We start from the raw sequence: 12,950 nt of genomic DNA, 5'->3' as shown, positions 1-12,950 counted from the left end.
ATATGACTACCCGAGTTCCTGACCACTGGTTAGCGTGCGTGCTCGGTCGGCCCGGCAGGGCCGGTTCCCCGCGGGACGGAGCTGGAGGAGGTACTCGGGGATGACGGACGACTCTTCGGTTCAGGGCGGCGGGCTGTCGCGACGCAGATTGCTCGCGTCGTCAGCCGCCGCGAGCGGCGCGGTCTGGCTGCTGCGCGGGATGGCCCGGCCGGGCAGCGCCTACGCCGACGCGCCGTCGCCGCCCGGCTTCCCGGCCGGGCTCGACATCTACCAGCGCGTCTACGAGAACTGGGCCGGCGAGATCCGCGCCGACCAGGTGTGGACGTGCGCCCCGCGCACCCCGCAGGACGTGCTCGACGTCGTGAACTGGGCCTACGGTGCCGGCTGGACGGTGCGCGCCCAGGGAAGGCGGCACGGCTGGGCTCCGCTCACGGTGGCCGACGGCACGCCCGCCGCGGCCAGGGTCGTCCTGGTGGACACCACCGCCCACCTCACCGGGATGTCGATCGAGCGGCAGGACGCCGACGGGTCGGCCCTGGTCCGGGTCCAGGCCGGGGCCCTGCTGGAGAGACTCCTCGCGTTCGCCGGCGCGCACGGCTACGGGGTGGTCTCCGCGCCGGCACCCGGGGAACTGTCGGTCGGCGGCGCGCTGGCCATCGGCGCGCACGGTACGGCCGTCCCCGCCACCGGCGAGAACCCGTCGCCCGGCCACGGCTACGGCTCGCTGAGCAATCTGGTCACCGAGCTGACCGCGGTCGTCTGGGACGCCGACGCCGGCGGGTACGTCCTGAGGACGGTCGGCCGGGCCGAGCCCGACTGCGACGCGCTCCTCACCCACCTCGGCCGTTCGCTCGTCACCGAGGCCGTGCTGAGGGTGGGCACCGACCACAACCTGCGCTGCCGGTCCATCCTGGACATCCCCGCCACCGAACTGTTCGCCGCACCCGGTGCCCCGGCCGGCACGCGGACCCTGGCCGGCTTCGTGGACAGGACGGGCCGGGCGGAGGCGATCTGGTTCGCGTTCACGGACAAGCCCTGGCTCAAGGTCTGGAGCGTCGCCCCCGACCGGCCGTTCGCCGCCCGTGCGGTCGACGGGCCGTACAACTACCCGTTCTCCGACTCGCTTCCCGAACCGGTGGCCCGGCTCGCCGGAACCCTGGTCTCGGGAGCCTGGGCGAGCGCCCCGCTCTTCGGGCAGGTCCAGTACCTGCTGGCCAAGGTCGCGTTGACCGGCGACATCACCGACGTCCTGCTCTCGGGAACCCTCGTGCGGGACGTGCTCACCGGCGACGTGCTCACGCACCTGCTGGCGGGCGGGCTGCGTTCGGACCTGTGGGGAGCCTCCCGCAACCTGCTGGAGTACGTGCGGCCCACCACGCTGCGCGAGACGGCGAACGGCTACGCCGTCCTCACCCGCCGTGCCGATCTGCAGTGGGTGGTCAGCCAGTTCGCCGACTTCTACCGCACGCTGCTCGCCCAGTACGCGGCACGCGGCGAGTACCCGGTCAACGGGCAGGTGGAGATCCGGGTGACCGGCCTGGAGGACCCGTCGGTGTGCGGCGTCGCCGGCGCCCGGCCACCGCTGCTGTCCGCCCTGCGGCCGCGCCCGGACCGGCCGGACGTCGACACCGCCGTGTGGATCGACATCCTCTCCCTGCCGACCACACCCGCCCTGCACCGCTTCTACCGGGACATCGAGCAGTTCCTCCTGACCATGGACGGGGACCGGGCGACGGTCCGTGTGGAGTGGTCCAAGGGCTGGGCCTACACCGACACCGCCGCGTGGTCCGACCCGGACGTCCTCACCCGCGCCGTCCCCGCCGCCCTGCGCGCCGGGGGCGGCCGGGGCTGGGACGAGGCGGTCGCCACCCTGAACCGTCTCGACCCCCATCACGTGGTCTCCAGCCCGTTCCTCGACGCGCTGCTGCGCTGAGCGGGCGGGCGGCGGGCTCTCTGCGCGGTCACCCTTCCGCGGTACCTCGCAGGTTCACCCCGGCTCAGCCACCGGTGTGACGACCGGCAGAGCATGCAAGCGAGCCGGTCCCGGTCCTGCCGCGCTGCCACCGTCCGGGTGCTGCACGGCCCGGCGCGCGGGGACGCACGCCGGGCCGCGGGGCGGGTCAGCGGGCAGTGGTGGCGGGGCCGACAGGGGTGTCCCCGCGCAGGGTGATGCGGTGCATGACGCGGTGCTGGTCGCCGTAGTCGCGGTTGGCGTAGTGGGCGGTGCTGCGGTTGTCCCACAAGGCGACGTCACCCGGCTGCCAGCGGTGGCGTACGACGTGCTCCGGCTTGGTGAGGTGGGCGTAGAGGATGTCGAGGATGCCCCGGCTCTCGTGCTCGGAGACGCCGACGATGTGCGAGGTGAAGCCGGGGTTCACGAACAGACCCTTGCGCCCGCTCTCGGGGTGCACCCGTACCACCGGGTGCTCGACCGGCACCAGTTCGCTGAACACCTCGCCCTCCCACAGGTTTCCCCGGCCCTGCCGGCGCTGGGCCAGGTAGTAGCCGAACTCGCGGCTGCCGTCGTGGACGGCGGTCAGCGTGTCGACGTACGCCCGCAGACCCGGTGACAGCGACTCGTAGGCGAGCTGGCTGTCGGCCCAGTTGGTGTCACCGCCGGAGGGCGGCAGCACCACGGCCCGGAGCACGGAGATCGCGGGTGGCCGGCGCACGAACGTCACGTCCGTGTGCCACACGTCGGCGAACCCGTTGTCCTGACTGTCCAGGCTGTACACCTCCGGTGCCACGTCGCCGGAGTCGTGGACCGGGTGGCCGACGGTGACCTCGCCCAGACGCCTGCCGAACTCGATCTGCGCGGCATCGTCGAGGCCGTCCTGGCCGCGGACGAACAGTACTTTGTGCCGTACGAGTGCTTCGCGGAGCGCGAGGACCCGGTCGTCGTCGAGGCTGCCGAGGTCGATGCCGCGGATCTCGGCGCCGAAGCTCGGGCCGAGCGGGGTGATCAGCAACTGGTCGGCCTGGGGCCGGACGCTGAGGATGCTCACGTGTGTGTCCTTTCTTCGATTCCTGGCGTGGATACGGCGGTCAGCCCGCCGCGGCGGCCTTCACGGCGTGGGAGACCCGCGTCCGCAGCTCGGCGAACTCGCGTGACTCGCGCAGCTCCTCGGCGTCGACGTCGCCTCGCGGCAGGTCGATCGGCAGGTCCAGGGCCACGGTCCCCGGTCCCTTGGTCAGCACGACGATGCGTGAGCCGAGGAACACCGCCTCGTCGGCCGAGTGCGTCACGAACACCGTGGTCCGCCCGGTCTGCGTGGCCACTCGGCGGACGTCCTCCTGGAGCCGTTCCCGGGTCAGCGCGTCCAGCGCCGCGAACGGCTCGTCGAGCAGGAGGAGGGGGTTCTCGGCGGCCAGAGCGCGGGCGATCGCGACGCGCTGCTGCTGGCCGCCGGAGATCTCCCAGGTGCGCCGGTTCTCCGTGCCGTCCAGACCGACCCGGGCCAGCAACCGCGCCCGTCGCTCGGGCCGGCGGGTACGGTCGACGCCGGCGTACCGCAGGGCGAGATCGATGTTGCCCCCGACGGTCCGCCACGGAAACAGCCGCGGCGTCTGGAACACCACGCCGGCCGCCGCACCGGGCCGCGGTTCGGCGCGGGACACCCGCACGGTGCCGCTGGTCGGCCGTTCGAATCCGGCGATCAGCCGCAGCAGCGTGCTCTTGCCGCACCCCGAGGGACCCACCAGGACGAGGAACTCGCCGGCGGGGACGGTCAGGTCGACGGGCCCCACGGCGGTGACGTCCTCGCCGCCCCGGCCGTACCGGTGGACGACGTGGTCGAGCCGGACGGTGCCGTCGAGTGCGGTCGTGGTGCTCTCGGCGGCCGTCGTGGTCTCACTTGAGGACATCGGGCAGCCCTTCGAGGTAGAAGGCCTTGCGGACGGCCTCCGCGGACGGTGGGGCGTCGATCTGCTTCTGACCGGCCAGGAACGCAGCGGTGTCGGTGACGTAGGACAGCAGCTTGCCCGGGCTGCCGTCGGTGCCCAGCCAGTCGGCGGAGGTCACCTGTTCCGGGGAGAGGAACACGCCCTGGGCGAGCTGCGCCTCGGCGTCCGCCGCGCTGATGCCCAGTTCGGCCGAGACGGCCTTCACGGATCCGTCGGGGTCGGACGTGAGCAGCCGCAGCGCCTCGGCCTGGACCTTCCGCCAGGCGTCGATCGCCTTCGGGTCCCTGGTGATCAGGTCGTCCGACACGACGGCCAGGTCCAGGGTCGGCTTGCCCGCGGTGCCGATCACCTTGCTGCTGGTGAGCTGGGTACCGGTCTTGCGCAGTTCGTCCAGGGTCGGCAGCCAGACGTAGGCGGCGTCGATGTCGCCCCGCTGCCATGCGGCGAGGATCGCCTGCGGCTGCAGGTCGATGAGTTTGACGTCCGAGGTCTTCAGGCCGGCCGTCTCCAGCGCCGCGAGCAGGCTGTAGTGCGAGGTCGAGGCGAAGGGTGTGGCGACGGTCCTGCCCTTGAGGCCGGCGACGTCCGAGACGCCGGTTTCCTTGCGGGCGACCAGTGCCTCGTTCTCCCCGGCCACGTCGAGGATCCACGCGACCTTGTACGGGATCGGCGAGGCTCCGGACACCCCCCGGGCGAAGGGGCTCGACCCGAGGGCGGCTATGTCGAGGGACTTGCCGATGAAGGCCTGGTTGACGCTGGCCCCGGAGTCGAACTTGATCCATGTGATCTTGTAGCCGGGCAGTGCCTTCTCCAGCAGCTTTCTGTTCTTCACGATCAGGTCGCCGCTGGGAAAGGCGAAGTAGCCGATGCGCAGTCTCCTGGCGCCGCCGGCCGAGTCCTCGCTGTCCGACGAGCAGCCGGTGACGGCCGCGGAGGCGACGGCAAGGGCGCCGGCGAGCAGCAGCCGACGGGAAGGGCCTTGGGGGACACGGGGCATCACGGGAGCCGTTTCTGTGCAGGGGGCGAAGAAGTGGAGGTGAGGAGGCGGTCCGGTCACACGCGGCCGCGCCAGGGAACGACGGCGCGTTCCAGCCGCAGCAGCAGGCCGTCGATGACCAGGCCCGAGACGCCGATGGCGATGATGCCGACGAGCACGACCGGGGTGTTGTTGTAATTGGCGGCGTCCTTGACCATGCCGCCGATGCCGGGCAGCCCGTTGACCAACTCGGCGGCGACGAGCGAGGAATAGGCGACGCCGACGGCCAGCCGGATGCCGGTGAGCGTCTCGGGAAGGGCGGAGGGGACGAGGACGTCCTTGACGACGTCCCACCGGGAGGCTCCGAGTGCGCGGGCCGCCTCGACCAGGGCTCTCGGCACGGCGGCCACGGCCGTGGTGGTGGACACCGCCACCGGGGGGAAGGCGGCCACGGCCAGCAGGGTGACCTTCGGCTCCTCGTTGATACCCAGCCAGATGATGAGGAGCGAGAAGTACGCCAGCGGAGGCAGGGTGCGCAGGAACGTGACCCAGGGCTCGAAGAGCGAGCGCACCCAGCCGACCGTGCCCATGAGCAGCCCGAACACCACTCCGGTGGCGATGCCGAGACCGGCCCCGAACGCTATGCGTCGCAGGCTGATGCCAAGGTGCTCGACGAGGTAGGTGCCGTTGTAGCCCCGTACGCCGTCGTGCGTGGTGGACACCTCGAGGAAGGCGTCCCACACATCGGCAGGAGGCGGGACCAGCGTCCGGCTCCACGTACCGCCGGCAGCCAGCAACTGCCACAGGACGAGGAACAGCAGGAACGAACCGAACGGCAGGGCGACACGAGTCACCCAGGGCCGGGCGCGGGGACGACGCGGTACCGGCACCTTGCCGGCAGGGGCTTCTCGCAGGGATGGGGCAGGGGGCATGGGGCGGCCTCCAAGGGGCGTCGGAACACACCGCTGGCGCAGGGGCCGACGTGGGTGAACAGCCCTGAACGAGATCGGGTCAGGGTGGAGAGAACAGCCCCGTCACGAAACGCGGGGGCGGTACGTCACCGGCACGGGCGAGACCACCGGCCGGTGGGAAGCGTCAGGGACGCGGGTTCAGCGACAACACGAAGCCGGGCGTCGGCACAGGTCGATGACCAGGCGTCGCACCAAGGGCTCGTGATTCATGGGGCTATTTCTACAGCAGCCGCGGGCGCGGCACCAACAGACGTCCCGCATGGTGGGACAAGAAGGCGCGACGCCGGTGGGAGCGACCCCCTGGGACTCCTCGCACGCGCTTCTCGCACGGGTATTGCGGTCTTTGAAGTGCCCTGAAGCCAACCTTGCGGACTTGTCCAAGTCCTGCAACGGCCGGCCTTGCTTCGTTCAGCGCGCCGAACGGACGATGGATGAGCGACGATCGGTATGTCGCCGACATGGGGAGAGGGTCTCGTGCGCAAGGTGCTCATCGCCGACCGTGGCGAAGTCGCTGTCCGAAGGAACAAGGCCTGACCATGGCGCATCCGCACACCAGGACCGCCGGCGCGACGGACACGTCGCCCGAGCCGTCCGCCGCCGCGGTCTCCCTTTCGGCCGGCTTGTCGCCGGGAGTACGGCGCATCACGCTGAACGCCGAGCGCGAACCCGTGACGGGACTGCTGGGCGAGCCGGCGGACGTGCCGTCGCGTGGCCTCGTCGTCGCGCTGCACGGCGGCGGCATGAGCGCCGGCTACTTCGACGGGCAGGCTCACCCGGACGTGTCTCTCCTGACCTTGGGACCCCGGCTCGGTTACACCGTGCTCGCCCTGGACCGGCCGGGGTACGGACCGCACGCCCGGCGCAGGCCCGACGGCCTGACCGTGACCGATCAGGTCGGTCCCGTGGCCGCCGCCGTGGAGGAGCTCACCGACCGGCACGCCGGGCACGGGGGGACCCTGCTGCTGGGTCACTCCTTCGGCGGCAAACTGGCACTCGCCGTGGCCGCGTACCGGCCGCCCCGCGCCCTGCTCGGCGTGGAGGTCTCGGGAGTGGGACATCGCCTCGCCGTGCCGCCCGAACGGGCCGGGCAGCGCTCCGGGATCGGGTCCCAGCGGCTGAACTGGGGGCCGCTGCACCTCTATCCACCGGGCACGTTCCGCGCCAGTGCTTCTGTAGTGTCCCCGATGCCGCGGCGGGAGGTGGACTCCGTGGCCGACTGGGCGGACGTGTCCGCGGACGTGCTGCCGCGCGTGCGCGTTCCCGTCCGGTTCACCTTCGCCGAGCACGAGGCGTGGTGGCGGCACGCCCCCGAGGACGTCGCCGGCCTCGTCGACACGCTGACGCGAGCGCCGCGGGTCGTCGTCGACCGGCTCCCGCGGGCAGGGCACAACATCAGCCTCGGCTGGGCGGCGCGCGCCTACCACCTGCGGGCCCTTGCCTTCCTGGAGGAGTGCCGGGAAGCTGCCCATGCCGTCAGGGACGGGCCCCCGTGAGCGACCCCTTCCGCGCGCTGCGCGTGCGCAACTTCCGGCTCTTCGCCCTCGGCCAGGTCGTGTCGGTGGCCGGTACCTGGATGATGGTCGTCGCTCAGGACTGGCTCGTCCTCGACCTGACCGACGACTCCGCGAGCGCGCTGGCCACGGTGACCGCCCTCCAGTTCACGCCGCTTCTGCTCTTCACGCTGTACGGCGGACGGCTCGCGGACCGCCACGACAAGCGGGCGCTGCTGACCCTCACCAACCTCGTCTCCGGAGTCCTCGCCCTGCCGCTGGCGCTGCTGACGCTGTCGGGCGGGGCCCGGCTGTGGCACGTCTACCTCTTCGCCTGCGCCCTGGGAGTGGTCAATGCCGTCGAGGTGCCGACGCGCATGGCCTTCGTCGGCGAACTCGTCGGACCACGACTGCTGCCCAACGCCTCGGCTCTGAGCGCCGCGTACTTCAACGTGGCCCGCATCGCCGGCCCCGCCCTGTCCGGGCTGCTCATCACGGCCGTCGGCATCGGCTGGGTGATGCTCGTGAACGCCGTCAGCTACGTCGCGACGGTCCTCGGCCTGCGCCTGATGCGTCCCGCCGAGCTGTGGCGCGAACCACGCGGAGGCGGCGACCGGGCCCGGATCGTGGACGGGCTGCGGTACGTACGAGGACGTACCGATCTCCTCGTCCCGTTGGCGCTGCTCGCGGCCGTGGCGCTGTTCGGGCTGAATTTCCAGCTGACGCTGCCCCTGCTGGCGAAGTCGGTGTACCACGCCGACGCCTCGTCCTTCGGGCTGTTGACCACTGTGTTCGCGGCGGGGTCACTGGTGGCGGCGCTGGTGGCGACCGGACGCCGCGCACGTCCGTCGGCGCGGCTGGTGGCCGGTGCGGCCGTGGTCTTCGGCGTCCTGGAAGCGGGCGTGGGCCGGGTCTCCTCGTACCCGGTCGCGGTCGTCGTGCTGTTCTTGACCGGCGGCGCGTCGATCTACTTCGTGCAGGCCGCCAACCACCGTGTCCAACTGGGCAGCGCGCCCGAGTTCCGTGGCCGGGTCCTGGCCCTGTACACCCTGATCCTCCAGGGGTCGACGCCCTTGGGCGCCCTGCTGATCGGCCGGATCATCGAATACGGGGGAGCGAGGGCGGGGTTCGTGGCCGGCGGGCTGGTCACCCTTGCCGCGGGTGCCATGGCACTGGCTGTCGGCCGCCGCGGCGAGCCGTGGGAGGCCGGCGCGCCGCCGGCCGTCCCGGCCGAGGAGCAGCGGGCGCGGCCATGACGCACGCGGAAGAGGTGCAGGACGTGGACGATCTGCCGGGGGAGGGCGTCGTGGAGCTCTGGCTGCTGTCCGAGGCGTCGTCCCGGACAGTCCATGAACCCGTTGTCGGGTACGGGATCCTCGACGACGCCGAGCTCAGTCGCGCGCGGAGCTTTCCGACTCCCGGCGGCCGGCGGAGGTACGTACAGGCGCACGTGGCGCTGCGCACCGTCCTGGCCCGCTATACCGGACAGGCACCGGCCGGCCTCCGCTTCGCCCGCGAGGGGTCCGGCCGCCCGGTGCTGCGGGACGCTCCGCTGCCGCGGTTCTCGCTCTCACACAGCCACGGCCTCGTCGCCGTCGCCGTCGCTGCACGGGCCGTGGGTGTCGACGTTCAGTGGATGTGCCCACCGGGCACGGTGGAGGCGTGCCTGCCGCGCCTGCATCCGGCGGAGCGGGACGAGGTGGGGCGGCTCTCGGGGGACAGGCGTGTCGCCGCGTTCTGCCGGCTCTGGGCACGCAAGGAGGCGTATCTCAAGGCGCTCGGGACCGGCCTGTCACGCCCGCCGCGCGCCGACTATCTCGGCGACGGTGACCGTGCCGCCCGCCCGGCGGGCTGGAGTGTGCGCGACGTGCCCGCCCCCGACGGTTACGCGGCGGCGACCGCCCTGCGTGGGGACGTGGGGGGCCCGGGGGGGGGGGGGGGGCGGGGCCCCCGGGGCCCGCGGGGGCGGGGTCCGCGGGGGGCGGGGGGCGCGGGCGGGGGGGGGGGGCGCGGGCCGCCGGGGGGCCCCCCCCCCCCCCTCGAAGCCGTCACCGGACTGTCAACGGATGCCGGTTGAGCGGCCGTTGCCCGGGACGGCGGCGAGCAGTTCCCGGGTCCACGGGTGCGTGGGGGAGGTGAGGACGGACTCCACGGAGCCTGTCTCGATCAGCCGGCCGTGCCGCATCACGCCGACCTGGTGGGCGATCTGCCGCACCACGGCCAGATCGTGTGAGATGAACAGATAGCTGAGCCCCTCTTCACGCTGCAGCTCGGCGAGGAGGTCGAGGATGCGGGACTGCGCCGACACGTCCAGCGCGGAGACCGGCTCGTCGCACACCACGAGGTCCGGCCGCAGAGCCAGGGCGCGCGCGATGGCCACCCGCTGCCGCTGCCCGCCCGACAGCTCGGAGGGACGGCGACGCAGCACCGACGCCGGCAGATGCACCCGGTCGAGCAGGGCCGCCACCCGGCGCACGCGTTCGGGACGGCCCGCCACGCGGTAGGCGCGCAGCGGCTCCGCGACGATGTCGGCGACCGCCATGCGCGGATCGAGCGAGGTGTACGGGCTCTGGTAGACGATCTGCATCCGCCGGCGCAGGGCGCGCAGCGCCGGGCCGCGCAGCCGTGTGACGTCCGTGCCGTCGAAGGTGATCCGCCCCTCCGTCGCGGTGGTCAGCCGCATCAGCATCCGGGCCGTCGTCGACTTGCCCGAGCCGGACTCACCCACCAGCGCCAGTGTCCGGGCCCGCCCGATGCGCAGACTCACTCCGTCGACGGCACGCTGCGGCGGGCCGTCGGAGCGCGCCCGGCGCGTGTCGAACACCTTGACCAGATTCTCGGCGACCACGAGATCGGGCGTCCCCTCGGCCGGCCGCGTCGGCACGGGGCCGCGCGGGACGACCATCGTCGCCCGGCGCGTGGCGAAGGCGGGTGCCGCGGCCAACAGCTCTTTCGCATAAGGGTGTTGGGGGTTCGTGAGGACGTCCTGCGTGGCGCCGGTCTCCACGACGCGCCCCTGCGACATGACCGCGATCCGTCGGGCCCGGTCCGCGGCGACCCCGAGATCGTGGGTGATGAGCAGGACGGCCGTGCCCGTCCGGCGTGTCAGGGCGTCGAGGCGGTCCAGGACGGTGCGCTGCACGGTGACGTCCAGGGCGCTGGTCGGCTCGTCCGCCACGATCAGGCGTGGGCGCGCGGCCAGCGCGATCGCGATGAGGACCCGCTGGCGCATACCGCCGGACAGTTCGTGCGGGTACTGGCGGGCCCGCTGCGACGGCCGGTCCAGACCGACCTCCTCGAGCAGTTCGACCGTTCGCTCCAGGGCCGTACTTCGGTCCCGGGCCGGTCCGTGCAGACGCAGCACCTCCGCGACCTGGCGGCCCACCCGCTGCACCGGGTTGAGAGACACCATCGGGTCCTGCGGGACCAGGCCGATGGCGCTGCCCCGCAGGGCGCGCAGCACGGGCTCGGGCGCGCCCACGAGATCGGTCCCGGAGTAGCGGACGGTGCCCCGCTGGATCCGTGCGCCGGGCGGCAGCAGCCCCAGTACTGCCTGTGCCGTCGTGCTCTTGCCGGAGCCGGACTCGCCGACCAGCGCCAGCACCTCGCCCGGCTCCACGCTGAGGTCGATGCCGCGCACCGCCGGCACCGGGCCTGCCCGGGTGGCGTACGCGATGGTCAGGTCCCGGATGTCCAGCAGGGGAGCGGCGCGGGGTGGCCCTGCGGCGTCCGTGTCGTCGTGGGTGGTCATGGTGCCTCCTTCGCCTCGCCGTCGAGGGCGCGGGCGATGCGATTGGCGGCCAGGACGGTGGCCGCGATGGTGAGGCCGGGCAGGGTGGTCAGCCACCAGGCCGTGGCGAGATAGTCGCGGCCCCCGGCGACCAGTGCCCCCCACTCCGGTTCGGGCGGGCGGGCGCCGTAGCCGAGGAACGACAGCGAGGACACCTGGAGTACCACCGCGCCGAAGTCCACGGCGGCGTACACGAGGACGGGCGCCGCCGCGTTGGGCACCACGTGGCGCAGCAGGACCGTGTACCAGCGCACGCCACCCGCCCGCGCGGCCTCCACATAGGGTGTTCCGGCGACGCGCAGGACCTCGGCGCGCATGACGCGGGCGAACATGCCGACACTGGTGACGCCCACGGCGATCGCGACCTCGACGGTGCCGAAGCCGAGCGCGGTCACCAGCGCGAGGGACAGCAGCAGTCCCGGCACGGCGAGCAGGACGTCGGTCAGCCGCATCAGGGCGTCGTCCACGAGGCCGCCCAGATATCCGGCGAGCAGCCCCAGGACCGAGCCCGCCACCAGGCCCACGGCCACCGCGAGGCCGGTGGCGCGCAGGGTCAGCGAGCAGCCGTGCACCACCCGCGCGAACAGGTCCCGCCCCAGCTGGTCGGTGCCGAACAGGTGGGCGCCGTTCGGCGGCCGCAACCGCTGCGCGGGAACGCCGGCCAGCGGGTCGGCGGACGTCACCAGCCCGGGGAACAGCGCGGCCACGAGCACCAGGGCGAGCAGCACCGCGGACAGGGCGAGCCCCGGCCGCGCCAGCCAGAAGCGGGCGGTGCGCCGTGCGCGCGTCGCGGGCCGCCGGGCCGGGGGCGGCGATTCGGTGGCCGCGGCGGACGTGCCCGGGCCGGTGACGAGGCCGGTCATGAGGCCGCCGCCGGCCGGAGCCTGGCCGCGACGCGCGGGTCCAGCAGCGGATGGAGCAGGTCCACGACGAGGTTCACCGCCACGTACACGCAGGACCCCAGCACCACGAGGCCCTGGACGACAGGGATGTCCTGCGTGGTCACGGACGTCGCCGTCAACCGCCCGACACCCGTACGGGAGAACACGGTCTCCACCACCACCGAACCCGCCAGTACCCCGCCCACCAGCACACCGGACACGGCCAGTGGCGGGGCCAGCGCGCCGCGCACGGCGTGCCCGAAGTGCACGCGGGCGCGGCTCGCGCCCTTGGCCCGGGCCGTGTCGACGTAGGGTTCGGCCAGCGTGCCGCGCAGGCTGCGCGCGAAGACCTGCGCGATCAGCCCGGCGGCGGGCAGCGTCAGGGTCACGGAGGGCAGGATCAGCGAACGCACGCCCTCGTTGCCGTATGCCGGGAGCAGGCCCCAGCGGAACGACACCAGCTGGACCAGGAGCAGTCCCACCCAGAACGTCGGCGCCGACACCCCGGCCGCGGGCAGCGACAGGACGAGCTGGCGCAGCCAGCGGCGCCGTGTGTACGTGCCGAGGAGGGCGATCGCGGCGCCCAGCGGCAGCGCCAGAACCAGGGCGCCCGCCGTGAGCTGCAACGTCGCCGGGAGGGCTTCGGCGATCAGCCGGGTGACCGGCTGCCCCCCGTGCACCGACGTCCCGAAGTCGCCGTGCGCGGCGTGCCACAGGCTCGTGGCGTACTGCTCGGGCAGCGGCCGGTCCAGGCCGTAGCGGCTCCGCAGCTCGGCCACCTGCCGGGGGGTGACGGTGCCGGCGTCCCCGCCGCCCGCGGCCATGATGGTCACCGGGTCGCCCGGCAGCACATACAGCACCGCGAAGGAGACCGTGTAGGCGGCCCACAGGACGAACAGGGCCTGGATCAGTCTGCGCAGAAGGTACGTCTTCACCGTG

11 protein-coding genes are annotated in these 12,950 nt (G+C 73.0%); 4 read left to right on the top strand and 7 right to left on the bottom strand.

Annotation, left to right across the window (positions count from 1 at the left end; all coding sequences use genetic code 11):
- Positions 1-100: 100 nt before the first annotated feature.
- Positions 101-1,933 carry a cholesterol oxidase substrate-binding domain-containing protein gene (locus ACIRG6_RS07405; protein ID WP_364677975.1) on the top strand — a complete coding sequence of 611 codons (1,833 nt, stop codon included), beginning with the start codon at positions 101-103 and terminating at the stop codon, positions 1,931-1,933.
- A gap of 187 nt (positions 1,934-2,120) precedes the next feature.
- On the opposite strand, the gene ACIRG6_RS07400 is transcribed toward ACIRG6_RS07405, so the two are convergent.
- The 4 genes from ACIRG6_RS07400 to ACIRG6_RS07385 are packed head-to-tail and all read right to left on the bottom strand — an operon-like array spanning position 2,121 to position 5,811.
- Positions 2,121-3,005 (bottom strand): TauD/TfdA dioxygenase family protein, encoded by an 885-nt coding sequence (locus ACIRG6_RS07400; protein WP_364677973.1) that lies wholly within the window; start codon positions 3,003-3,005, stop codon positions 2,121-2,123.
- 40 nt (positions 3,006-3,045) lie between these two features.
- Complete coding sequence (locus ACIRG6_RS07395; RefSeq protein WP_364822828.1) at positions 3,046-3,864, bottom strand: ABC transporter ATP-binding protein; 819 nt, start codon at positions 3,862-3,864, stop codon at positions 3,046-3,048.
- Positions 3,851-4,900: a taurine ABC transporter substrate-binding protein gene (locus ACIRG6_RS07390; RefSeq protein ID WP_364822826.1), complete on the bottom strand. Its 1,050-nt coding sequence runs from the start codon at positions 4,898-4,900 to the stop codon at positions 3,851-3,853. Before ACIRG6_RS07390 ends, ACIRG6_RS07395 begins: the two co-directional genes overlap by 14 nt.
- A 56-nt stretch (positions 4,901-4,956) precedes the next feature.
- Positions 4,957-5,811, bottom strand: coding sequence for an ABC transporter permease (locus ACIRG6_RS07385; RefSeq protein WP_364677968.1), 855 nt, complete (start codon positions 5,809-5,811; stop codon positions 4,957-4,959).
- Between the two features lie 575 nt (positions 5,812-6,386).
- Here ACIRG6_RS07385 and ACIRG6_RS07380 point away from each other — a divergent pair.
- The 3 genes from ACIRG6_RS07380 to ACIRG6_RS07370 are packed head-to-tail and all read left to right on the top strand — an operon-like array spanning position 6,387 to position 9,417.
- Entirely contained in the window at positions 6,387-7,343 is a 957-nt protein-coding gene (locus tag ACIRG6_RS07380; protein WP_364822823.1) for an alpha/beta hydrolase, read from the top strand.
- Positions 7,340-8,596, top strand: coding sequence for an MFS transporter (locus tag ACIRG6_RS07375; RefSeq protein WP_403321405.1), 1,257 nt, complete (start codon positions 7,340-7,342; stop codon positions 8,594-8,596). The genes ACIRG6_RS07380 and ACIRG6_RS07375 overlap by 4 nt, the downstream gene beginning before the upstream one ends.
- Positions 8,593-9,417 (top strand): 4'-phosphopantetheinyl transferase family protein, encoded by an 825-nt coding sequence (locus tag ACIRG6_RS07370; protein WP_403321403.1) that lies wholly within the window; start codon positions 8,593-8,595, stop codon positions 9,415-9,417. The genes ACIRG6_RS07375 and ACIRG6_RS07370 overlap by 4 nt, the downstream gene beginning before the upstream one ends.
- Here the strand turns inward: ACIRG6_RS07370 and ACIRG6_RS07365 are convergent.
- Genes ACIRG6_RS07365 through ACIRG6_RS07355 form a run of 3 tightly spaced genes read right to left on the bottom strand, consistent with a single transcriptional unit; the run spans position 9,400 to position 12,946 of the window.
- Complete coding sequence (locus ACIRG6_RS07365) at positions 9,400-11,091, bottom strand: dipeptide ABC transporter ATP-binding protein (RefSeq protein ID WP_403321402.1); 1,692 nt, start codon at positions 11,089-11,091, stop codon at positions 9,400-9,402. The genes ACIRG6_RS07370 and ACIRG6_RS07365 overlap by 18 nt on opposite strands.
- A complete protein-coding gene (locus ACIRG6_RS07360) occupies positions 11,088-11,993 on the bottom strand; it encodes an ABC transporter permease (protein WP_364822818.1) in 906 nt (301 codons plus the stop codon). The genes ACIRG6_RS07365 and ACIRG6_RS07360 overlap by 4 nt, the downstream gene beginning before the upstream one ends.
- Positions 11,990-12,946 carry an ABC transporter permease gene (locus ACIRG6_RS07355; protein ID WP_403321400.1) on the bottom strand — a complete coding sequence of 319 codons (957 nt, stop codon included), beginning with the start codon at positions 12,944-12,946 and terminating at the stop codon, positions 11,990-11,992. The genes ACIRG6_RS07360 and ACIRG6_RS07355 overlap by 4 nt, the downstream gene beginning before the upstream one ends.
- Positions 12,947-12,950 lie beyond the last annotated feature (4 nt).

Origin of the sequence: Streptomyces flaveolus, from assembly GCF_044765825.1 — a bacterium.
In the GTDB taxonomy this organism is placed as follows: Bacteria; Actinomycetota; Actinomycetes; order Streptomycetales; family Streptomycetaceae; genus Streptomyces; species Streptomyces flaveolus.
This window is presented reverse-complemented; position numbering and strand designations above follow the sequence as displayed.